The following is a 22,021-nucleotide window of genomic DNA, read 5'->3' on the forward strand; positions in this document are numbered from 1 at the left end:
ACTCCTTAAGCCCGTGCGAGGAAATTGAGCACCAGCTGATTAAAACTGTCGGCATGTTCCCACTGCGCCCAGTGGCCGCAGTCGCGGTAAATATGCAGCTCCGAACCGGCGATCCCGGCGAGCAGGCGCAACCCGGCGTCCATCGGCACGAAGCGGTCATTGCGTCCCCAGACGATCAGAGTTGGCGCGCTGATTTCGCCCAGCCGCGGGCCAAAGTCAGGAAACTGCTTCGGGTTGGCTTCCAGGCTCTTGACGAAGTTGTCCAGATGGTCGCGGCGTGACAGCATATTGTTGAGACGCGCCTCGAACAGCGCCTCGGTGAGGTCGCGGGTGTCGAAGACGAAGATGCTCATCATCTTTTTGAGGTTTTCAATGGTCGGCTCGCGGTACAGGGCGTTCAGCAGCTTGATGCCCTCGGTCGGCATCGGCGTGAACAGGCTCATGCCGCCGGTCCCCCCGCCCATCAGCACCAGCTTAGCCACCCGCTCCGGCCAGCTCAGGGTGAAGGCCACCGCGCTATGGCCGCCCATCGAGTTGCCCAGCAGATGGACTTTATCGATCCCCAGCTGATCGACCACGCTTTTCAGAATGCGGGCGTTGAGGTCCGAACGCGAGCCGCTGTTGACGATAGCATCGCTTTTGCCCCACCCCGGACAGTCGAGGAGCAGCACGCGATAGCCCGCCTCGACCAGCGGGTCAATATTGCGGCTGAAGTTAGCCCAGCCGGTGGCCCCCGGCCCGGAGCCGTGCAGCATGACCACGGTCTCTTTCCCGTCGCCGCAGTCATTGATATGGATACGCAGCGTGCGGCCCCCCTCGTCGACATTGAGGAATCGGCTGGTGGCGGCTTCAGTTTGCGGTTGATAGCTCATGTTAGTCTCCCGGTTAATCAAATCTCGGTGGTGGCGCTCAGCGAGCCGAATCCGGCGATCCACTCGGGGATCGGCCGGTAATAGCGGCCTTCACTGCGCCAGCGGCCAAAAGCGGATAGCGCGGCAAAAGCGGCCACCCAGGTCTTAATTTCGTGCGTCGATTTCCCGGCCATCGCCGACAGCTCGTCATTGCCGATCGCGTCCAGTTCGCTCAGCCGCCCCTGCTCCAGCAGGCTCATAAAGCGGTTGTCCCAGACCGGGTTGAGGGGATGGAGCGAGTGCGGGTCTTCGGTAAACCGTCGGGCGGCGCTGATTACTCGCTGCTGGCGCCGTTCGCGTTCGTCCGGCGGCAGCTGCTTTCCGCCGCCGAGCAGGCGATCGCGCAGATGGGCGTCGGCCTTCGCCAGCTCCGGCACCGGCGGCTGGTGCGAGAGTCCGCCCGAGCCGAGGATCAGCACCCGCTTATTGAGGGTATTGAGAAAGCGGCCCATCGCCTCGCCCAGCAGCCGGGTACGTTGAAAACCCGGCAGCGGCGCGGCGACGCCGTTAATAAACACCGGCAGCACCGGCACACGGTCCAGGCCACCCAGCAGAAACTCCAGCGGCTGGGCGAAGCCATGGTCCACCTGCATGTTGTACGACACCGCCAGGTCGATACCGCTGTTGAGGATGGCGTGGGCGCAGGCTTCCGCCAGCTCGGCGGGCACCGGCAGGTCGCCGGCGGCGCTGGCGAAGTCGCCAATCGCGGTGGCGCCGATGCCGAGGCAGAACGGCGGCATCACGTCATAGAAAAAACCGTTGTAGTGATCGGGGGCGAAGAGCACCACCAGCTCTGGATCGAATTCAGCGATCCGCCGCCGGGCGTCGGCAATCACCCGGTTCACTTCATCGAGGACCGCCTGCTCCGGGTCCACGAATCCCACCAGCGGAGTGTGGGAGAGACAGTGCAAATAGGCATGCATATCAGGCCACCTTCTCTTCAGCGTGGGCGGTATCCCCGGTTGCGAGGGTCAGTTTTTCCGTCAGGGCGGTCAGCTGCGCGCCGAGGGTTTGCGGGATGGCGAGAGCGGCGACAAAGCGGTCCGGCCTGACCACGGCGATGGCGGTGTTATGCAGTGCAAACCAGCTTTTGAGGCGGTTTTGCGTATCGCCCACCCGCAGCGTGCCGGGGGCGTTATCCTGCTCGCGGTGGATCTGCACCTCCGGCACCACCTGGATAAAGCGCACGCCAATCGCGCGCCAGCGGGCGATCTGCCCGGCGTTGAGCCCCCACTGCGGGTTGCAGCCCCAGCCGATAATGGCGAAATTCGCCCCGATAACCTCGTCGAGCAGCACGCTCTCGCCGCTCTCCAGCGTCACCTGCGGTTGAATAAACATTTTGCCCACCGGCGAGGTCTTGCCGGCGCAGTCCGTCAGCAGCGCCCCCTCGCGGTACTGCGGCATCGGCTTAAAGCGCATCTCGAGGAAGTAGCGTTTCACCGGCGGCAGGTAATTCAGCAGCCAGGAGAGACCGTCGCGCACGGCCCCCTGCCAGCGCTTCGGCGGCGCCAGCACGTGGCCGGCGGTGACCGACAGATCAATCATCGCTTTCGCGTGGTCGCGGCGCTCCTGCTGGTAGCTGTCGAGCAGCGCCTCTCCCGCTTTACCGTTAACCACCAGCGCCAGCTTCCACGCCAGGTTGAAGGCGTCGCGCATGCCGCTGTTGTACCCCTGGCCCTGCCAGACCGGCATGATGTGCGCCGCATCGCCGGCCAGCAGCACCCGGTTAATGCGAAAGCGCTCGGCGAGGCGGGCGTTATGCGTATAGACCCGCTGGCGGATCAGCTCGACGCGATCCGGGTCCGGTAGCACTTTGCTCAGCAAACGGCGCATATTGTGCGGCTCGCTGAGCTGAGCTTCGGTTTCTCCGGGCATCACCATAAATTCAAAGCGGCGCACGCCGTGGGGCAGCGCGGCGGAAACGTAGGGTCGCACCGGGTCGCAGCACAGATAAACGTGCGGAGTGGCCAGCGGGTCGTTAGCGATATCGATGACGATCCACTGATTCGGCGCGGTCTTGCCTTCGAAGGGGACATTCAGCGTACGACGAATAAAGCTGGCGCCGCCGTCGCAGGCCACCAGCCAGTCCGCGCGCACCGTCTCCCGTTCGCCGTCCGGTCCTTTAAGATTTAACGTGACACTGTCACCGTTCTGGCTAAAGGCTTCCACTTCGCGGGAGAAGAGGCAGCGGACCTGAGGGAAACGCTGCAGACCGTGATACATCACCGCATCGACCTGCGGCTGAATGAAGGCGTTGCGCCGCGACCAGCCAAACTCATCGGTCATCGGCTGGATATCGGCAAAGCAGCGGCCTTTTGGGGTGAGAAAACGCATGGCGTGCCACGGCGTGGTATGCGGCAGCACGTCATTCACCAGCCCCACCGCCTGCATCGCCCGCAGGGATTCATCGTCAATGCCGATGGCCCGCGGGTAATCGATCAGTGTGGCGAGCTTTTCCACCACCAGCACGCTGATGCCCATCTGGCCAAGGTAGTTGGCCATCATCAGACCAACCGGACCGGCGCCAACGATGGCGACCTGAGCGGTATGCTGCACGGCGGGTTGAATATCGGGTGTAGATGTTGTCATTCTCAGCGACCTCACGACTCGGAAACTGCCCGGCTGACAGGCAATTTGTTAATCATGTGTAAACGTATTTTTATAATGGGCTGAGTATAGGGCGGGGGTTTTCGGCTACAATCAAAACATCATCGAATGTGCACCAGGTGCACAACACTGTTTTTAAAGCATTTTAATGGAGGATTTATGCGTGACGATGAGTCCGCAGCGTACAAAACGGTGCGCGGATTAAGCCGGGGTTTATTGTTATTAAAATTGTTAAATAAATTCGACGGCGGCGCGACGCCGGGCCTGCTGGCGGAGTTTAGCGGCCTGCATCGCACCACCGTGCGCCGGCTGCTGGAGACGCTACAGGAGGAGGGTTTTGTCCGCCGCAGCCGCTCCGATGACAGCTTCCGGTTGACCATTAACGTCCGCCAGCTGAGCGATGGATTTCGTGACGAACATTGGATTTCTGCCCTCGCCACGCCGCTGCTCGGCGAGCTGCTGCGCGAGGTGCAGTGGCCAACGGACATCACCACCCTCGACGTCGACGCCATGGTGGTGCGCGAGACTACCCACCGCTTCAGCCGACTGTCGTTTCACCGCGCGATGGTCGGACGGCGGCTGCCGCTGCTGCTCACCGCCTCCGGACTGACGTGGCTGGCCTTTGCCCCCGACGCGGAACGCGACGCCATCGTCAGCATGCTGGCCGCCCGTCCGGAAGCTGAGTATCAGTTGGCCCGCGAACCGGAACGGCTGGCGGCGATCCTCGCCCGCACCCGCCAGAACGGCTATGGCGAAAACTTCCGCGGCTGGCGGCAGGAGGAGAAAATCGCCTCGATCGCCGTGCCGGTCTGCAGTCAGCAGCGGGTTATCGGCTGCCTGAACCTGGTCTATATCGCCAGCGCAATGACCATTGAGCAGGCGGCGCAGAAGCATCTCCCTGCGCTGCAGAGGGTGGCGAGGCAGATAGAAGCCCGCATGGAAGAGGAAGAAGTGTGGTACGAAATGCCCTGATCGTGATGAGGATAAATGCGATCGCCCATTGCGCCCGGCTTCGTTATATAATTTAATACACAACGAATTTTCACGCCATTCGGGCCACACCATGTCAAAACACCCCTTACTGCTGGGCCTGACGCTGCTCAGCGCCAGCCTGTTCACCGGCCAGACCTTCGCCGACCGCACCGTCACCGACCAGCTGGGTCGCCAGGTCACCCTCCCCGACCACGTCACCCGCGTTGTGGTTCTGCAGCATCAGACGCTCAACCTGCTGGTACAACTGCATGCCGCCGAGGATATCGTCGGCGTCTTAAGCAGCTGGCAGAAACAGCTCGGGCCGCAGTTCGCCCGCTTTATGCCCGAGATCGGGCAACTGGCGACCCCGGGCGATCTCACCCAGGTCAATATTGAAAGCCTGTTGGCGCTGCGTCCGCAGGTGGTTTTCGTCGCCAACTATGCGCCGCCGGCGATGATCGCGCAGATCCAACAGGCCGGGATCCCGGTAGTGGCCATCTCGCTTCGCCACGATGCCGCCGGGGAAAAAAAAAAAATGAACCCCACCATGGCTGACGAAGAGCAAGCCTATAACGCCGGGCTGATGGAGGGGATCCGCCTTATCGGCGAGGTAGTCGAGCGCCAGCCCGAGGCCGAGGCGCTGATTCACTACACCTTCGAGGCGCGCAAGCAAGCCAATGCGCCGGTGGCCGATATTCCCCAGAACCAGCGGGTGCGGGTGTACATGGCCAACCCCGATCTGAATACCTATGGCGCTGGCAAATACACCGGGCTGATGATGGCGCACGCCGGGGCGCTTAACGTGGCGGCCGCCAGCGTAAAAGGCGCCCGGCAGGTGTCGCTTGAGCAGGTGCTGGAGTGGAACCCCCAGGTGATCTTCGTCCAGGACCGTTATCCGCAGGTGGTCAAACAGATAGAGAACGACCCGCAGTGGCAGGCGATCGATGCGGTGAAACATCACCGCGTGTAGCTGATGCCGGAGTATGCCAAAGCCTGGGGTTACCCGATGCCGGAGGCCCTGGCGCTGGGCGAGCTGTGGATGGCGAAAAAACTCTATCCTGCGCGCTACCAGAGCATCGATGTGGACAGTAAAGCCAGCGATTACTATCAGCGTTTTTACCGTGTGACGTGGACGCCAGATGCCCGCTAACCATCATCCCTGGCTGGTGCAGGGTAGCCTGGCGCTGGTGACCCTGGGGATCGCGGTCGCCTCGCTCTGTTTCGGCCAGTACCCGTTAAGCCTGAGCGCCGTTGGCCACACCCTGGTCCATCTGCCGCCAGGTGAAGGGGTGATCGGGCAGATCGTCTGGTCGGTTCGCCTGCCGCGCGTGGTGATGGCCCTGCTGGCCGGGGGCGCGCTGGGGCTGTGCGGCGCCACCTTGCAGGGCGTGTTCCAGAACCCGCTGGTGGACCCGCACATCATCGGGGTGACCGCCGGCTCCGCCTTTGGCGGCACGCTGGCGATCCTGTTGGGCGTCGGCAGTCTGCTGATGATGGCCTCGACCTTTTTCTTCGGCCTCGTCGCGCTGGGGCTGATTTACGCCCTCGCCGCCCTGCAGGGGCGGGACAGCACGCTGGGGCTGATTCTGTCCGGGATCATTCTCAGCGGCTTCTTCGCCGCGCTGGTCAGCCTGATGCAGTACCTCGCCGACAGCGAAGAGACGTTACCGAACATCGTTTTCTGGCTGCTCGGCAGCTTCGCGACCGCCAGCTGGCATAAGGTACTGCTTATGTCCCTGCCCCTGGCGGTGGCTGCCGGGGCGCTGTGGAAGCTGCGCTGGCGTATCAACCTGCTGGCCCTGGAGGAACGCGATGCCCGCAGTCTTGGCGTTCCGGTGGCCGCGCTGCGTCGCGGCGTGCTGGTTTGCTGCGCTGTGCTGGTGGCAGCCCAGGTGGCGGTCAGCGGCAGCATCGCCTGGATGGGTCTGGTGGTCCCGCACCTCGCCCGTCTGCTGGTAGGGGCTGACCATCGTCGCCTGCTGCCCACCGCCTTCTGGCTCGGCGCCGCGCTGATGCTGGTGGTGGACGATCTGGCGCGTACGCTGACCCAGGCGGAGATCCCGATCGGGATCATCACCGCCCTGCTCGGGGCGCCGCTGTTTACCGTGTTGCTGGTGCAATCCCGACGCCGGAGTACGACCCGATGAACAGCTCATTATCGCTGCAAGCGCTACGCTACGGCCACCGTCAGCCGCTCTTCGCCCCGCTCACGCTGGCCTGCCAGCCCGGTGAGATCTGGGCGGTGCTGGGCGCCAATGGCCGGGGAAAAAGTACCCTGCTGGATACCCTGACCGGCGTGCTGCCGCCGCTGGGCGGCGAGATGCAGTGCGAGGGCGGCGTGGCCCTGGTTCCGCAGTCGTTTCGTCCCGCTTTTCGCTGGCGCGTGAGCGATGTGGTGCTGATGGGCCGGGCCCGTCACGTGGATCTCTTTGCCCAGCCGGACGAGGAGGATGCCCGGCGGGTTGAGCAGGCGCTGGCGCAGCTGGGGATTGCCGCCCTGGCCGAAGATGACTTCGGCGCCCTCTCCGGCGGCCAGCAGCAGCTGGTGTTGATTGCCCGCGCGCTGGTCAGCGCCAGCCAGAATATCCTGCTGGATGAGCCATGCTCGGCGCTGGACCTTGGTAACCAGCAGGTGGTATTGCAGCTGATCGGCGACCTCGCCCACCGCCAGGCGCGCACCGTCCTGTTCACCACCCATGATCCCAACCACGCCCTACAGGTGGCCAGCCATACGCTGCTTCTGCTGCCGGAGGGCCGGTGGCTGGCGGGCGAGACCGCCGACGTGCTGAGCGAAACGCATCTCCGGCAAGCGTACGGCCTGCCGGTACGCCTGATCCGCCATGCCGCCTCCGCGTTCCCTCTGCTGGCGCCGGGGTTTACGCTGCGTCGCTGAACGGCATAAAACCCGCCTGCCGGAGATACCCCTGACCAACGTCGCCGAGGATAAAGCGATACAGGGCCAGCGCGGCGGGATCGGCCCTGAGACGCGCCAGCTGGTAATCGCAGCGAATATTCCACGGCGCCGGGATGGTCAGGGTACGCAGATCGTCGCAGGCGGCCAGCGCGGGGCCATAGTGCGCATAGCCGATAAACAGATCCGCCAGATTCTGGCGAATAAGCCACGCGCCGGCTATATCTCCCGGCGGCACGCTCAGTGAGTCTCTGCCGCCGACCAGCTGCTGCGCCCGCCCGGCCATCGCGTTGCCCAACCCTGGATAGCGTGCCTCAATTCGGGCGAACAGCTGCCAGGTATAATCTCCCGACGGATCGCAGCCCGGCGTGGAGGTCGCCAACCGCAGGCGGGGCGTGCTGAGCAGCGCCAGCCAGTCCAGGCCATCGTTGTCCGGCGACCGCCGGGCGGCCAGCATCAGCTGGTTGCTGGCAAATCCCTGGCATTCCTGCGCCAGACCCGCCTGCAGCAGCGCCTGCGGGTGCGCCGCGTTGGCGGAAGCAAAAACCGCGCACGGCGACCCGGCTTCGATCCGCTCGCGCAGCAGGCCGGCAGGGCCAAACTGCGCATCGACCGCCAGGCCAGTGTGCTGCCGAAAGTGCGCCACCAGCGGCAGGAAGGCGCTTCTCAGGCTTCCCGCCGCCAGCAGCGTGAGAGTGGTATTTGCCATAGGATATCGCTATAAACCGGATAATATAGCGCTATATTACCCGGTTTGCCGTCGCGTCAGTAGCGAATTTCTGCCAGCGCCCGCAGCTGCTCGGGGGTGGCTACCGGTAGGTCAAAAAAGCGCAGATAGGCAGGGATCATTTCAAACAGCATGTCGGTCCCGCGCTGGATGTGGCACTGTCGTGCCTGAGCGGCCCTCAGCAGCGGGGTGTACTCCTGAGTCATGACGACTTCCCCCACCCAGGCGCCAGGCGCCAGACGGTCAACGTCCAGCGGCAGCGGATCGCTGGCCTTCATCCCCAGCGGGGTGGCATTGACCACCAGCTCGTGTCCGGCAGGATCGGGCTGCATCAGGGTGATATCGAGCTGCGGATAGTGCTGATGCAGCCGCCCGGCGAGGGCGTGCGCCACCTTGGGCCGGGTATCGTACAGGGTCAGGGCGCTGACCCCCGCCGCCGCGAGGGAGGCGGCGATAGCCGATCCCACCCCGCCGCTGCCAACCACCAGCGCCCGCGTCCCCTGCGGGTTAAACCCTTTACGACGCAGGCCCAGCACAAATCCCTCGCCATCGAACATGTCTCCGCTCAGGCTACCGTCAGCCTCGCGGCGGATGGCATTGCAGTCGCCAGCGATGGCCGCCGTCGGGCTCAGGCGCTGCACCAGATCGCAGGTGGCGATTTTATGCGGCATCGTCACCAGCGCGCCGATGATGTTGGTCATCGTAAACAGCGGCGGAATAAACGCGGCGTAGTCCTCCGGCCTGACCCCCATCGGCACCACCTTCACGTCCACCTGCTGGTCAACGAACCACGGGTTGTAGATCATCGGCGCCTTAAAACTGGCGGTCGGATAGCCAAGGTGCGCTATCAGCCGCGTATGCCCACTAATCACCATGCCTTGCTCCTTTGCTTACTGCGATAACTCGATACGTTTGACGTCGCCGAGGATAAACAGATAGGCCACCACGCCCAGCAGCGCGGCGCCGCCGATGTAGATCAAGGCGTAGAAAAAATTGCCGAACCCGGCAACGATAAAGCCGATCACCAGCGGGGTGAGGATCCCCGCGAGGTTGGCGCAGAAGTTAAACAGGCCGCCGGTCAGACCGCCCAGCCCCTTCGGGGCGATATCGGAGATCAGCGTCCAGCCGAGACCCACCATCCCCTGGCCAAAAAAGGCAAACGACATCACCAGGATCACCGCCAGGTCGCTCTCCAGCCAGTTGGCGGTGATGATGCAGCTGGCCATCAGCAGACCGGCGACGATCGGCAGCTTACGGCCAAGGTTGGCCGACCCGGTAGCTTTCAGCAACTTGTCGGAGAGCCAGCCGCCAAACATCACCCCGCCGGCGGCGGCGACAAACGGCAGGATGGAGAAGAAGCCAACCTTCAGCCAGGGCATATGCCGCTCGGTGGCCAGCCAGGTGGGGAACCAGGTGAGAAAGAACACCAGCACGGTATTGCCGGCAAACTGGCCGATACTGGCGCCGATGATCTGCCGTTTGCTCAGCAGCTGGCGGACCAGCGGCCAGCTGAACGCCACCTGCTGGTCGGTCGGGGCGCTGAGGCCGCCGCCGTTTTCGATATGCTCGCGCTCCTGCTGGCTAAGGCGCGGATCTTCATGCGGTTCGCGGTAGCAGCGCCACCACACCAGGGCAAACAGAATGCCGACGGCGCCAACGCTGACGAACAGCACCCGCCAGCCGAAACCGTCCATGATCCAGAACAGCAGCGGCGCAAAGCAGGCCAGCCCGAGATACTCCCCCACGGTGTACACCGCCGTGGCCTTCGCCCGCTCCTGCTGTGGGAACCAGGCGCTGACCACCCGGCTGTTGACCGGAAAGCACGGCGCTTCGCTAATGCCCAGCCCGAAGCGGCACAGCAGCAGCGTCTTCAGTCCCACCGCCATGCCGTGGAACAGGGTAAACAGCGACCACAGGGTCAGTGACAAAAAGTAGGTCACTTTGTTGCCAAAGCGGTCGAGAAATAATCCGCCGGGTATCTGCGCCAGAGCATAGGTCCAGGCGAAGGCGGAGAAGAGGATTCCCATGATCGCCGGGTCGATCCCCAGCTCAGCGGTGAGCTTTGGGGCGGCGATCCCCAGTACGGTGCGATCGAGATAGTTGATCATGGTGCCAATGGCCAACAGCGCAAGAATGCCGATACGCCGCCGGGAGCGGCGCACGGTGACGGCTGGCTGGGCGGCAGCCGTCGGGTTAGGGCTATATGAGCTCATAGTCGGTTCCTGTCTCGGGTACAGAGGGTGTTGTTATTGTGTTTAACGCATAATGAACCATTTGATTCAGGCTAACAATACTGCATCGCCGCCAGACGGACGGCCGCATTCGCTGCGCCATAGAGCGCATAGCCAGCCCGGCGCTCGGTTAACTCAAAGAAAAAGCGGCCGGCGGTAAACGGCCGGGTGTAAAGATGCAGGAAATCTCCCCCCTGCGGATCGCGGTCATAGAGGAGCTGCTGGCGCTGAAGCTGCCCGACGTCCAGCTCGCCGCCAAAGCGCGCCAGCAGATCGTCATAATAATTGGCCGGGATCGGCAGCGTATGGCGGGCAACCTCGGCAAGCTGGTCGCAGGCGGCCGGCAGATCGCGGCAGGCAAAGGCGGCATGCTGCAGCCCCGCCCCCTGGTAGCAAGCGACGGAGCGGGCGATCTGCGTCGCCCGGCTCTGCGAAATATTCAGCGCCAGACGGATATCGCCCTGCGGGCTGCGCACCGCCAGGCTGCGCACCAGTCCATACGGGTCCGGCAGCGTCTGCTCATGCTCAAGGGAAAAACCAAACACCGTACGGAAGAACATCACCCAGTTATCGCGGCTGTCGGCCTCCATTCCCAGCGCCAGATGATCGATACCGAGATAATCCTCGCGCACCGTCACGCCATCACGCAGATGAAAATCGCGCTCGTAGATAGCCTCCCCGGCGTCGATGAGATAGATAAGGCTGCCGTCGGGGGCGCAGATCGCCGGGATCGGCGTTTCGTTCGGCCCGGCGTCGCCCTGCCAGGTGGCATACCCCAGCGCGCGGGCGCGGGCGACAAGCGACGCGCTGTGCTCGACCCGCAGCGCCATCGCGCAGAGCGATACCCCGTGGCGTTGATAAAAATGGTCGGCCCAGCTGTGCGGCTGATGGTTGATGACGATCCGCGCCCCGCCGTTGCGCCACAGCGTCACCTGTCTGGAGCGGTGGCTTCCCTCGTGCTGAAAACCCAGCGCCTGCAGATGTTGCCCCAGGCGCTGCGCCTCGGCGGCGCTGGCGGCAAACTCGATAAACTCCAGCCCGTGATAGACCGGCAGCGGCGGCGGTGAAAACAGATCGGCATCGCACGTCGGGAGCCGACGGCGGGTTTGCTCCTCCAGCCACAGCAGCGAACGATAACCATCTTTGGCCGTCGCGCCGTTCGGCGAGGCGCGAAAACCGTCATTGAAGATCTCCAGCGACCAGGGGCCGCGGTAGCCACAGCGGGTGATCTGCTCGGCAAACGCCTCCAGCGGCAGCTCCCCCTGTCCGGGAAAGCAGCGGAAGTGGCGGCTCCACTCCAGCAAATCCATTTTCATATACGGCGCATCGGCGAGCTGTACAAAGGTGATTTTCTCCACCGGCACCGACGGTAGCGCGTCCAGCGTGTCGCCGCGGGCCAGAATATGGAAGCTGTCGAGCACCAGGCCCAACGCCGGGCTGTCCACCCGCCGCACCCGCTCCCAGGCCTGCTGCCAGCGGTTCACATGGGTTCCCCAGGCCAGGGCCTCATAGCCGATAGCGATCCCCTCCTCTTCCGCCAGCGTGGCCAGCGCCCGCAGGTCCGCGACCTGCAATTCGCTATCCGCCGAGCAGTCCGGCTGTACATTGCTGCACAACAGCAGCGTCTCGCAGCCCAGCTCGCGCATCAGAGCAAACTTGCGCCGAGCGCGGGCCATATTCGCCGCAAACTGCGCCCGACTGGCGCCTTCAAAATCGCGAAAGGGTTGAAAAAGCGTGATTTTTAACCCTAAATCGGCGGCAAGCTGGCGGATTTCCGCCGGCGTCCCCGTATAATAGAGCAGATCGTTCTCGAAAATTTCCACCCCCTGATACCCCGCCGCCGCAATAGCGTGCAGCTTCTCAGGCAGGGTGCCGGAAATCGAAACGGTGGCGATAGAGCGCAGCATAAGGTCCTCGGGTCAACAGCTGACGTAAGCCTTGAATATGTATCATTTGGTTCATTTGCGCCATACCAGGTTGCTAAATTGTGATCATTATGTGTATTTTTTGTCACCCAAGAAAAAGGAGTTGCCATGACCGTCGTTGCCCATGATGAAGCACAATCCCTGAAGGCGCGGATCTTCAGCGCCGCTATCGCTGTCTTTGCTGAACACGGGCTGTCAGGCGCCCGCATGGAGCAGATCGCCACCGAGGCGCAGACCACCAAACGCATGGTGGTTTACTACTTCAAAAGCAAAGAACAGCTCTATCAGGAGGTGCTGCAGCATGTGTATGCGCGGATCCGCGAAACCGAGCAGCAGCTGGGGCTGGAGAATGTGCCGCCGGTGGAGGCGCTGGTGCGGCTGGTGCGCTGGAGCGTGCGCTATCACGCCACCCATGCGGACTATATGCGCGTCATTTGCATGGAGAATATGCAGCGCGGCAAGTGGTTAAAAAGCTCGGGTGAACTGAAGCCGCTGAATCGTACCGCCCTGTCGATACTGGAAGACATTTTACTGCGCGGCCAGCAGCAGGGCGTCTTTCAGGCGGGGCTCGACGCTCGCGATGTCCACCGGTTAATCAGCAGCTTCAGCTTTTATCAGGTGTCGAACTTCTACACCTTCAGCAGCCTGTATCTTGACGATCCGCTACCCGCCATCGACGATGAAGCGATGGTGGCTCACCATTGTGACATTGCCGTCAGGGCGGTGATCCGCTTCGTGATTTCCTGACCCGCCGGCGCAAGGGATCAGTGCCCGGAAAGCGCATGAATGACTTTCTCCATGGCCTCCACGGTGAGCGGCGAACGCTGGATTTTGCGGTTCGCCAGCGAGGTGCGCAGCACACCGGCAATGACAATGTGTTTCGGTTCCTGACCCAGGTCACGCATTTCCAGCACGACTTTACCCACCACGCGGCACATTTCCTGGTACAGGTCGTCGTCTTTCGCTTTATTTCCCATAGTATTTAGCTCGTATTTTATCATTATCAATCAAATCATTATTGTTAGATTTCCCGCACAACGCAAACCATCGCCACTTTAAAGGTTCAATGACGCATTTTACCGGCTCATGATGGCGAAATAATCCATTTCTTTTACCCTTTTTCATAGCCGCTGACGAAAAAGTGTGTTGCGTAGATTTTTGCATAACGTGCCGGTTTTGTTACGCGTTTTGTCCATAATTTGAAACGAGGTTTTTATTTTCCTTTTTGATTTCGGCAGCGTATAATGCGCTTCGATTCTTTCTTGAATGGTTTCAGCGCATTGGACTGCATGATAAAACGCATAACACCTTGCCACATTTCATGGGCTGAACCGCCAGCACACATTCTTCTGCACGCTTCAGGGTTGTCACCTATCCTTAGGGCGTGGCTTAGCAACTTTCGTAATACAGGTTTGGCTCCCCGGCAGTGCGCCCGCGGAGCGAGAATTCCATATCCTTCACAACTTAAAGACTAAAACTGTCATGAAAAAGACCAAAATTGTTTGCACCATCGGTCCGAAAACCGAATCTGAAGAGATGCTGACCAAAATGCTGGAAGCCGGCATGAATGTGATGCGTCTGAACTTCTCCCACGGTGACTATGCGGAACACGGTCAGCGCATCCAGAACCTGCGCAATGTGATGAGCAAAACCGGTAAGAAAGCCGCTATTCTGCTGGACACCAAAGGGCCGGAAATCCGTACCATCAAGCTGGAAGGCGGCAACGACGTCTCCCTGAAAGCAGGCCAGACCTTCACCTTCACTACCGATAAATCCGTCATCGGCAACAACGAAATCGTTGCGGTAACCTATGAAGGCTTCACCTCCGACCTCGCCGTCGGCAACACCGTCCTGGTGGACGATGGCCTGATCGGCATGGAAGTCACGGCTATCGAAGGCAACAAAGTTATCTGTAAAGTGCTGAACAATGGCGACCTCGGCGAGAACAAAGGCGTTAACCTGCCGGGCGTCTCCATCGCCCTGCCGGCGCTGGCTGAGAAAGACAAACAGGATCTGATCTTCGGTTGCGAACAGGGCGTGGACTTCGTCGCGGCCTCCTTCATCCGTAAACGTTCCGACGTCGTCGAGATCCGTGAGCACCTGAAAGCCCACGGCGGCGAAAACATCCAGATCATCTCCAAAATCGAAAACCAGGAAGGCCTGAACAACTTCGACGAAATCCTCGAAGCGTCTGACGGCATCATGGTTGCGCGTGGCGACATGGGCGTGGAGATCCCGGTTGAAGAAGTTATCTTCGCCCAGAAAATGATCATCGAAAAATGTATCCGCGCGCGTAAAGTGGTTATCACCGCCACCCAGATGCTGGACTCCATGATCAAGAACCCGCGTCCGACCCGCGCTGAAGCCGGCGACGTGGCTAACGCCATCCTCGACGGCACCGATGCGGTGATGCTGTCCGGCGAATCCGCGAAAGGTAAATACCCGCTGGAAGCGGTCACCATCATGGCGACCATTTGCGAACGTACCGACCGCGTGATGACCAGCCGTCTGGACTTCAACAACGACAACCGTAAACTGCGCATCACCGAAGCGGTGTGCCGCGGCGCGGTAGAAACCGCTGAGAAACTGGAAGCGCCGCTGATCGTGGTCGCCACCCAGGGCGGTAAATCCGCACGCGCTGTGCGCAAATACTTCCCGGATGCCACCATCCTGGCGCTGACCACCAACGAAACCACCGCTCGTCAGCTGGTGCTGAGCAAAGGCGTGGTACCGCAGCTGGTGGAAGAGATTGCCTCTACCGATGATTTCTATCATCTGGGCAAAGACCTGGCGCTGAAGAGCGGCCTCGCGCGTAAAGGCGACGTAGTGGTGATGGTTTCCGGCGCATTAGTGCCGAGCGGCACGACTAATACCGCTTCCGTACACGTGCTGTAATAATTTACAGGTTAATTGGTTTTTTTTAATAAAGCGCCTCGCGGGGCGCTTTTTTTTATTCATTGATTAGCTCTTCCTATTAAAAATGCAAATCGGAATTTACTATTTAATAAGGGATTATCTAAGATGAATCCGATGGAAGCGCGCTGTTTTCACTCGCCTTTTTCAGCGATTCTGAGCAATTCGATGCTTCTTTGAGCGAACGATCAAAAATAAGTGCGTTCAGGTAAAAAAAATATTCTCATCCCAAAAAACTTTGTGTAATACTTGTAACGCTACATGGAGATTAACTCAATCTAGAGGGTATTAATAATGAATCGTACTAAACTGGTACTGGGCGCGGTAATCCTGGGTTCTACTCTGCTGGCTGGTTGCTCCAGCAATGCTAAAATCGATCAGCTGTCTTCTGACGTTCAGACTCTGAACGCTAAAGTTGACCAGCTGAGCAACGACGTGAACGCAATGCGTTCCGACGTTCAGGCTGCTAAAGACGACGCAGCTCGCGCTAACCAGCGTCTGGACAACCAGGCTCACTCTTACCGTAAGTAAGAGTTCTGGTAATAAAAATGGCGCACTCTGTGCGCCATTTTTTTTGCCCTCAGCATGAGGGCTATTGGGTAAGCAGACCGTTGTCAGACGAACTATTCTGCGCCGACAGCGACGTCGCCGTGCTACCTGCCCCCGCCGACACCACCACCGGATACCCCGCCCTTCTCAACATCGCTTTTTTCAACTGCAGGTCATCCACTGCTTTATCCTCTGCGAAGGCGTGAAACGCCGCTGGCAGCGTGTAAGCGATGGTCCGGGTGTTTTCCCCTTCGGTCTGCGAAAGCGGCCTGTGGACTTCGACATAGCGTTTACCATCCGGCTCGACGGCAAACTTCACCGGCTGATTGATAATCCGTACCGGCGTCCCGGTTTTCACCTGGCTGAACAGCGCTTTGATGTCATCAGCGTTCATCCGCATACAGCCCGAGCTGACGCGCAGACCAACGCTGTCTGGGGCGTTAGTTCCGTGGATGAGATATTCACCGTTACCGTAGGCCAGACGCAGCGCATAGCGGCCCAGGGGATTGTTCGGTCCGGCCGGGACCACTGCCGGCAGCGTCACCCCTTTCTCCAGCGAGCGCGCGCGGATGCCGGCGGTAGGCGTCCAGGTAGGGTTAGGGATCTTCTGCCCCACGCGGGTGGTCATCTCCGGCGTTTCCAGACCTAACTGGCCAATGCCCAGCGGATAGACCTGCACCTGATTCTCTCCTGGCGGGAAGTAATACAGCCGCAGTTCGGCGAGGTTGACGACAATGCCCTCCCTCGGCACGTCGGGCAGCAGCATCTGAGAAGGGATAAGGACCTGAGTGCCGGGCTTCGGCTGCACCGGCGCAATCGTATCGTTGGCTTCGAGGATCAGCATCGCCGCGGTATCGAAATGGCGCGCAATCGCCTGCAGGTTGCGATCTCCCTCCTGGACCGTCCAGTACTGATTCTGACCAATCAGCCGACTGTTGGCGGGAGGAAGCGGGTAATCAACGGCCCAGGCGGCCGTGGAGGCGCCAAGGGCGCTGAGAAGGGCTAAGGTGATCATCGTTTTGCGTTTCATACTGAGATTCCTTCTTTCGCTGATAAAACGCCAGGAGACTGAACGGCGGCAGGGTCAGCGCCCTGCCGGACGTAACAGAATGAAATCTACCTGTTTATTCTAGCTAATATTTGCCGCTTTCGCGCGTATCGCGCGGATCATGGCTTCGAGGCCTTGCGAGCGGGAGGGGGTGAGATGCTGGGTGAGCGCCATTTTTTCAAACCACGGACGCACGTCGAACTCGGTGATGTCCTGAGCGGTCATCCGGTCATAGAGGATAAATACCACCGCTATCAGACCCTTGACGATCGCCGCATCGCTATCGCCGCGCAGGGTGATCACGCCTGTGGGATCCTGGTCCATCACGATCCAGACCTGGCTTTGACAGCCCTGAATAATGTTCTGCACGCTATGTTCTTCCGGGCTTAGCGGCGCCAGACGCTGGCCAAGCTCGATGATATAGAGATACTTCTCTTCCCAGTTGGCGCAACGGCTAAAGTTATGCAACAGTTTGTCTTTGTCCGGTAGTGCCGCCATTGTCCCGTCCTTTACCCTAACAGTTTGCGGATCCGCTGGAGGCCGGCCACCAGGCGGTCCACCTCTTCCGTGGTATTGTACATCGCCAGCGATGCCCGACACATAGCCGGTACCTGATACCGGGCCATCAACGGCATCGCGCAGTGGTGTCCGGTCCGCACGGCGATCCCGTAGTTATCGAGGAAGCTGCCGACGTCATAGGCGTGATGCTGACCGAGGTTGAAAGCAATTACCCCTTTACGCTGCGCCGGGCCGTAAAGGATCAGATCCGGTACCGCGCGCAGGGCATCGAGCGCGTAGCGCATCAGCGTCTGCTCATACTCGGCAATCTGCGTCAGTCCCAGCTGGCTGACGTAGGTCAGCGCCGCGCCGAGGCCGATGATCCCCCCGGTATTCGGCGTGCCGGCCTCAAAGCGCCACGGCGCCTGATTCCAGGTGGTGCCCTCCGTCAGGCTGACGGTGGCGATCATCGACCCGCCCCCTTCCCAAGGCGCCATCGTCTGCAGCAGCTCGGACCGGGCGTAGAGCACGCCGATCCCGGTCGGCCCGTACAGCTTGTGGGCGGAGAAAACATAAAAATCGCAGCCCAGCGCCTGGACGTCCACCGGGTGGTGCATCACCGCCTGGGCGCCATCCACCAGCACTTTCGCGCCATGCTGATGCGCAAGAGCAATCAGCGCCGCCAGCGGGTTTTCCGTCCCCAGCACGTTGGAGACCTCGGTTATCGCCAGCAGGCGGGTGCGCGGGTCAAACAGTCCCGGGACAACATCCAGTTGCAGCGTACCGTCCGGGTTCAGGGGGATCACCCGCAGCTCAGCCCCGACGCGGGCGCAGAGCATCTGCCACGGCACAATATTGGCGTGGTGCTCCATTTCGCTGATGATGATGTTATCCCCGGCGCCGACGTTGGCGTTTCCCCAGCTGTTGGCCACCAGGTTGATCCCCTCGGTGGTGCCGCGGACGAACACCACTTCCTCCACCGACCCGGCGTTAAGGAAGGTGGCCGCCTGCTGACGCACGGCTTCCATCCGCGCGGTGGCTTCCGCGCTGAGGGTATGGATGCCGCGGTGCACCGCCGCGTAGCCGTGGCGATAGAATTCCGCTTCGGCGCCGATCACTGCCTCCGGCTTCTGGGCGCTGGCGGCGCTGTCGAGATAGACCAGCGGCTGACCGTTGACCTCCCGGTTCAGTACCGGAAAATCGGCGCGAACCTGTTCTACTGAAAATGTCATACTGTGCCTCCCGGCAAACGCTGTCCAATACGCGCCAGCACCTGCTCTCTGAGCGCGTCGCTGCGGATAGCCTCGGTGAGCTCGGCGGCGAAGGCGTAGAGGATCATCTGCTGCGCCGCCTGCTGTTCGATACCGCGCGAGCGCAGATAGAACAGCTGCTCTTCGTCAATGCGCCCCACCGTCGCCCCGTGGCTGCATTTCACGTCATCGGCGTAAATTTCCAGCTGCGGTTTGGTGTCGACCTCCGCCAGCCGCCCGAGCAGCAGATTATTGTTGGTCATCTGACCGTCGGTTTTCAGCGCGAGCGGCGCGACGTTGATCAGCCCGTTAAACACCGCCCGCCCCTTATCGCTGACGATGGTTTTGTGCAGCTGGCGGCTGGTGCAGTAGCCGACCTGATGGTCGAGCCAGGTGCGGCTATCGCAGACCTCATTTTTCACCGGCATCGCCAGCGAATTGAGGCGCAGGTTGCTGTTTTCGCCGTCCAGGCGGGTGCTGGTCTGGTGACGCAGCACCTGGCCACCAAGCAGGAAACTGCTGCTGAAGGCCGAGGCGTCGCGGCCCAGCAGCAGGTCGTTATGGGCGAAGTGATAGCTGCGGGCATTCTCAAATGCCAGCTTGATATGCTGGAGGTGCGCGTTATCGGCCACCGTCATGGTCAATCGCCCGCCGGTGAAATGCGGCTGCTCATTGAGGCTCAGGTAATGCTCGACAATCGTCGCCTCCGCCCCGCTCTCCAGCGCCAGATGATGGCGATAGTGGGCGGTATTCAGCGCATCGCCGGCCAGGCCACTGGTGATATGCATCAGCAGCAGCGGTTTATCCAGGCGGCGGTTGCGCGGCACGCGAATGCGGGTCACCGTCTGGGCCAGGCTTTCGGTCAGATGGAGAAACACCTCCGGCTGCAGGGCATCCGGCAGATGGTGGCGCTGATTATCGACACTGACCTCCACGCCGCTGGCGGCAAGCTCGTCGCTCAGCTGAGGATGATAGCGGCCATCGATAAACACCAGCCGCCAGGCGTCCAGCGGCAGCGCCAGCGCATCACGCTGTTCAGCACTGAGAGAGGCTCCCTCATCGGCGACAAAGCGACCGTTAAGTAGGGCATCCAGCGGAGTGTATTTCCAGTCCTCGTGCTTGCGCGTCGGCAGCCCAAGGCGCAGCAGCTGCTGCAGATGCTGACTGGCCTCCGGGGTACGCGGGCCGCCCTGCGCTTCAAACAGATGGTGCCACTGCTGCAGCGCGTTACTGCTGTTCGGTAAGCCAGCCATAGCCCTGCTCCTCCAGCTGTTTGACCAGAGAGAAATCGCCCGACTTCACAATCCGCCCCTGGTACAGCACATGGACATAGTCCGGCTTGATATAGTCAAGGATGCGCTGATAGTGGGTGACAATGATAAAGGCGCGTTTGCCGTCGCGCAGGGCATTCACTCCCTGGGAGACGATTTTCAGGGCATCGATATCCAACCCCGAATCCGATTCATCGAGAATGCACAGCTCCGGCTCAAGCACCGCCATTTGCAGAATATCGTTACGCTTTTTCTCACCGCCGGAGAAGCCAACGTTCACCGAGCGGGTCAGGAGATCTTCCGGCATCTGCAGCAGCTTGATCTTTTCTTCCATTAAGTCCTGGAAATCGAAACGATCCAGCGCCTCCTGGCCACGATAGTTGCGCACGGCATTCAGCGCAGTCTGCAGGAAAAACTGGTTGCTGACGCCGGGGATCTCTACCGGATACTGGAAGGCCATAAAGATACCTTCCCCGGCGCGATCTTCCGCAGCGAGTTCGAGCAGGTTTTTGCCCTTAAATTCGACGCGACCGCCAGTCACCTCATAATCTTCACGCCCGGCCAGGGTGGCCGAAAGCGTACTTTTGCCTGAGCCGTTCGGCCCCATAATGGCGTGGACCTCTCCCGGGCGCACCTCAAGGTTCAGCCCGCGCAGGATCGCTTTATCTTCGACGGCGACGTGTAAATCTTGAATACTTAACATCTTTTTTCCTTAATTATCAGCCGACGCTATGTTCAAGGCTAATGGCCAGCAATTTTTGCGCCTCTACAGCGAACTCCAGCGGCAGCTCGGAGAAGACGTCTTTACAGAAACCGTTGACGATCATCGAGATGGCATCGTCTTCGCTGATCCCGCGCTGCAGGCAGTAGAACAATTGATCTTCGCCAATCCGCGAGGTGGTCGCCTCGTGCTCCAGCTGGGCGCTATTGTTGCGGCATTCTACATACGGGAAGGTATGCGCCCCGCAGTCCGGGCCGATCAGCATCGAATCGCACTGGGTATAGTTGCGGGCGTTGGTGGCGGTCGGCATGATTTTGACCAGCCCGCGATAGCTGTTCTGGCTGTGTCCGGCGGAGATCCCTTTCGAGATGATGGTCGAGCGGGTGTTCTTGCCGATATGGATCATTTTGGTGCCGGTGTCCGCCTGCTGATGGCCGCTGGTCAGCGCCACCGAAAAGAATTCGCCGATCGAGTTATCGCCGCGCAGGATGCAGCTGGGGTATTTCCAGGTGATGGCCGAGCCGGTTTCCGACTGGGTCCATGACATTTTGCTGTTCTCCCCTTCGCACAGGGCGCGCTTGGTGACGAAGTTGAGGATCCCGCCGGTGTTGTTATCGCCGGGGAACCAGTTCTGCACCGTGGAGTATTTCACTTCCGCGTCTTTATGGATGATGACCTCAACGACCGCGGCATGCAGCTGATAGCTGTCGCGCACCGGCGCCGAGCAGCCTTCAATATAGCTGACGTAGCTGCCTTCATCGGCCACCAGAATGGTGCGTTCAAACTGCCCGGTCTTTTCGGTGTTGATGCGGAAATAGGTCGACAGCTCCATCGGGCAGCGGACGCCCTTCGGCACATAGATAAAGGTGCCGTCCGAAGCCACTGCGGCGTTCAGCGCGGCAAAGAAGTTGTCATTCCCCGGCACTACGGTGCCCAGATACTTTTTCACCAGTTCCGGATGGTCGTGGATCGCCTCGCCGAAAGAACAGAAGATGATCCCCTGCTCGGCCAGCTTTTCTCGGTAGGTGGTCGCCACCGACACCGAGTCAAATATCGCGTCCACCGCCACCTCGCGCCCTTCGCGTACCGGCACGCCCAGCTGGTTAAAGGCTTCTTCCACCTCGCTGGTCAGAAAGGTATTGGCCCCGGTCTGCTGCACCGCGCCAGGCTCGGAGGCGCAGGTCTCATCGCAGTTGCCGCAGGAGGGCGCGGAATAGTAGCTGTAATCCTGATAATTCAGCTTATCGTAATGCGCTTTCAGCCAGTGCGGCTCCTCCATTTCCAGCCACGCCCGGTAGGCATTCAGACGAAACTCCAACATCCACTGCGGCTCATTGCGGCGAGCCGAGATAGCCCGAACGACTTCTTCATTAATGCCTTTGGCCAGCTCATCGGTTTGCAGGCGAGTAAAAAAGCCCTCTTTGTAGTTGAGCGGGCCGCCGGTCCAGGTTTTGACATCGCCAGTTGCTTCAGTATTACGCGACATA

The 22,021-nt window shown here is 60.7% G+C and carries 23 protein-coding genes and 1 pseudogene; 8 read left to right on the forward strand and 16 right to left on the reverse strand.

From position 1 onward, the window contains the following. Window positions 1-5 precede the first annotated feature (5 nt). The 3 genes from mhpC to DR88_RS12705 are packed head-to-tail and all read right to left on the reverse strand — an operon-like array spanning window position 6 to window position 3,500. Complete coding sequence (gene mhpC, locus DR88_RS12715; RefSeq protein ID WP_004151837.1) at window positions 6-872, reverse strand: 2-hydroxy-6-oxonona-2,4-dienedioate hydrolase; 867 nt, start codon at window positions 870-872, stop codon at window positions 6-8. A 17-nt stretch (window positions 873-889) separates the two neighbouring features. After that, window positions 890-1,834, reverse strand: a complete 945-nt coding sequence (mhpB, locus tag DR88_RS12710) for a 2,3-dihydroxyphenylpropionate/2,3-dihydroxicinnamic acid 1,2-dioxygenase (RefSeq protein WP_004148696.1) — start codon at window positions 1,832-1,834, stop codon at window positions 890-892. A gap of 1 nt (window position 1,835) precedes the next feature. Then, window positions 1,836-3,500 carry a bifunctional 3-(3-hydroxy-phenyl)propionate/3-hydroxycinnamic acid hydroxylase gene (locus DR88_RS12705; protein WP_004148697.1) on the reverse strand — a complete coding sequence of 555 codons (1,665 nt, stop codon included), beginning with the start codon at window positions 3,498-3,500 and terminating at the stop codon, window positions 1,836-1,838. A gap of 177 nt (window positions 3,501-3,677) precedes the next feature. Here DR88_RS12705 and DR88_RS12700 point away from each other — a divergent pair, with 177 nt between their 5' ends. From DR88_RS12700 to DR88_RS12685, 4 genes and pseudogenes are all read left to right on the forward strand, one after another. After that, entirely contained in the window at window positions 3,678-4,490 is an 813-nt protein-coding gene (locus DR88_RS12700; protein ID WP_004200238.1) for a DNA-binding transcriptional regulator, read from the forward strand. 91 nt (window positions 4,491-4,581) lie between these two features. Beyond that, window positions 4,582-5,640 (forward strand): annotated as a pseudogene (locus tag DR88_RS12695) (ABC transporter substrate-binding protein). Further along, window positions 5,630-6,637 (forward strand): FecCD family ABC transporter permease, encoded by a 1,008-nt coding sequence (locus tag DR88_RS12690; protein WP_004148700.1) that lies wholly within the window; start codon window positions 5,630-5,632, stop codon window positions 6,635-6,637. Before DR88_RS12695 ends, DR88_RS12690 begins: the two are co-directional and overlap by 11 nt. After that, a complete protein-coding gene (locus DR88_RS12685; RefSeq protein WP_032438290.1) occupies window positions 6,634-7,383 on the forward strand; it encodes an ABC transporter ATP-binding protein in 750 nt (249 codons plus the stop codon). Before DR88_RS12690 ends, DR88_RS12685 begins: the two co-directional genes overlap by 4 nt. On the opposite strand, the gene DR88_RS12680 is transcribed toward DR88_RS12685, so the two are convergent. From DR88_RS12680 to DR88_RS12665, 4 genes are all read right to left on the reverse strand, one after another. Further along, window positions 7,367-8,110 (reverse strand): substrate-binding domain-containing protein, encoded by a 744-nt coding sequence (locus tag DR88_RS12680; RefSeq protein WP_025862202.1) that lies wholly within the window; start codon window positions 8,108-8,110, stop codon window positions 7,367-7,369. The two genes, DR88_RS12685 and DR88_RS12680, sit on opposite strands and share 17 nt — an antisense overlap. A 56-nt stretch (window positions 8,111-8,166) precedes the next feature. Next, on the reverse strand, window positions 8,167-9,003 hold the full coding sequence (locus DR88_RS12675; RefSeq protein WP_032443911.1) for a shikimate dehydrogenase family protein: 837 nt from the start codon (window positions 9,001-9,003) through the stop codon (window positions 8,167-8,169). Window positions 9,004-9,018: 15 nt separating this feature from the next. Beyond that, window positions 9,019-10,341, reverse strand: coding sequence for an MFS transporter (locus DR88_RS12670; protein ID WP_004148701.1), 1,323 nt, complete (start codon window positions 10,339-10,341; stop codon window positions 9,019-9,021). A 71-nt stretch (window positions 10,342-10,412) separates the two neighbouring features. Continuing rightward, window positions 10,413-12,266, reverse strand: coding sequence for a bifunctional sugar phosphate isomerase/epimerase/4-hydroxyphenylpyruvate dioxygenase family protein (locus tag DR88_RS12665; RefSeq protein WP_004148702.1), 1,854 nt, complete (start codon window positions 12,264-12,266; stop codon window positions 10,413-10,415). Between the two features lie 126 nt (window positions 12,267-12,392). Here DR88_RS12665 and DR88_RS12660 point away from each other — a divergent pair, with 126 nt between their 5' ends. Then, entirely contained in the window at window positions 12,393-13,031 is a 639-nt protein-coding gene (locus DR88_RS12660) for a TetR/AcrR family transcriptional regulator (protein ID WP_002908844.1), read from the forward strand. A 17-nt stretch (window positions 13,032-13,048) separates the two neighbouring features. On the opposite strand, the gene fumD is transcribed toward DR88_RS12660, so the two are convergent. From fumD to DR88_RS30780, 3 genes are all read right to left on the reverse strand, one after another. Then, complete coding sequence (fumD, locus tag DR88_RS12655) at window positions 13,049-13,261, reverse strand: fumarate hydratase FumD (RefSeq protein ID WP_004180357.1); 213 nt, start codon at window positions 13,259-13,261, stop codon at window positions 13,049-13,051. Beyond that, on the reverse strand, window positions 13,251-13,409 hold the full coding sequence (locus DR88_RS0125950) for a hypothetical protein (RefSeq protein ID WP_004148703.1): 159 nt from the start codon (window positions 13,407-13,409) through the stop codon (window positions 13,251-13,253). The genes fumD and DR88_RS0125950 overlap by 11 nt, the downstream gene beginning before the upstream one ends. 88 nt (window positions 13,410-13,497) lie before the next feature. Continuing rightward, window positions 13,498-13,629 carry a hypothetical protein gene (locus tag DR88_RS30780; protein WP_004217210.1) on the reverse strand — a complete coding sequence of 44 codons (132 nt, stop codon included), beginning with the start codon at window positions 13,627-13,629 and terminating at the stop codon, window positions 13,498-13,500. Between DR88_RS30780 and ynhH the strand changes: the two genes are divergently transcribed. The 3 genes from ynhH (at window position 13,574) to DR88_RS12645 (ending at window position 15,728) form a co-directional block, all read left to right on the forward strand. After that, window positions 13,574-13,759, forward strand: coding sequence for a protein YnhH (gene ynhH / locus DR88_RS31870; RefSeq protein WP_418133804.1), 186 nt, complete (start codon window positions 13,574-13,576; stop codon window positions 13,757-13,759). The two genes, DR88_RS30780 and ynhH, sit on opposite strands and share 56 nt — an antisense overlap. 7 nt (window positions 13,760-13,766) lie before the next feature. Beyond that, window positions 13,767-15,179: a pyruvate kinase PykF gene (gene pykF, locus DR88_RS12650; protein WP_002908859.1), complete on the forward strand. Its 1,413-nt coding sequence runs from the start codon at window positions 13,767-13,769 to the stop codon at window positions 15,177-15,179. 312 nt (window positions 15,180-15,491) lie between these two features. After that, window positions 15,492-15,728 carry a major outer membrane lipoprotein gene (locus DR88_RS12645; protein WP_002908860.1) on the forward strand — a complete coding sequence of 79 codons (237 nt, stop codon included), beginning with the start codon at window positions 15,492-15,494 and terminating at the stop codon, window positions 15,726-15,728. A 61-nt stretch (window positions 15,729-15,789) separates the two neighbouring features. Here DR88_RS12645 and ldtE read toward each other — a convergent pair whose 3' ends face one another. The 6 genes from ldtE to sufB form a co-directional block, all read right to left on the reverse strand. Then, the gene (gene ldtE, locus DR88_RS12640) at window positions 15,790-16,776 is read right to left on the reverse strand and encodes a L,D-transpeptidase LdtE (protein ID WP_004148707.1); all 987 of its coding nucleotides are present in this window, start codon (window positions 16,774-16,776) and stop codon (window positions 15,790-15,792) included. Window positions 16,777-16,875: 99 nt separating this feature from the next. Further along, window positions 16,876-17,292, reverse strand: a complete 417-nt coding sequence (sufE, locus tag DR88_RS12635) for a cysteine desulfuration protein SufE (RefSeq protein WP_025862252.1) — start codon at window positions 17,290-17,292, stop codon at window positions 16,876-16,878. Window positions 17,293-17,303: 11 nt separating this feature from the next. Continuing rightward, on the reverse strand, window positions 17,304-18,524 hold the full coding sequence (sufS, locus tag DR88_RS12630; protein WP_032443912.1) for a cysteine desulfurase SufS: 1,221 nt from the start codon (window positions 18,522-18,524) through the stop codon (window positions 17,304-17,306). Continuing rightward, window positions 18,521-19,795, reverse strand: a complete 1,275-nt coding sequence (gene sufD / locus DR88_RS12625) for a Fe-S cluster assembly protein SufD (RefSeq protein WP_004148710.1) — start codon at window positions 19,793-19,795, stop codon at window positions 18,521-18,523. Before sufD ends, sufS begins: the two co-directional genes overlap by 4 nt. Beyond that, window positions 19,770-20,516 carry a Fe-S cluster assembly ATPase SufC gene (gene sufC, locus DR88_RS12620; protein WP_002908876.1) on the reverse strand — a complete coding sequence of 249 codons (747 nt, stop codon included), beginning with the start codon at window positions 20,514-20,516 and terminating at the stop codon, window positions 19,770-19,772. Before sufC ends, sufD begins: the two co-directional genes overlap by 26 nt. A gap of 16 nt (window positions 20,517-20,532) precedes the next feature. Then, window positions 20,533-22,020, reverse strand: coding sequence for a Fe-S cluster assembly protein SufB (gene sufB, locus DR88_RS12615; RefSeq protein WP_032443913.1), 1,488 nt, complete (start codon window positions 22,018-22,020; stop codon window positions 20,533-20,535). Window position 22,021 lies beyond the last annotated feature (1 nt).

The organism is Klebsiella pneumoniae (assembly GCF_000742135.1).
Taxonomy (GTDB): domain Bacteria; phylum Pseudomonadota; class Gammaproteobacteria; order Enterobacterales; family Enterobacteriaceae; genus Klebsiella; species Klebsiella pneumoniae.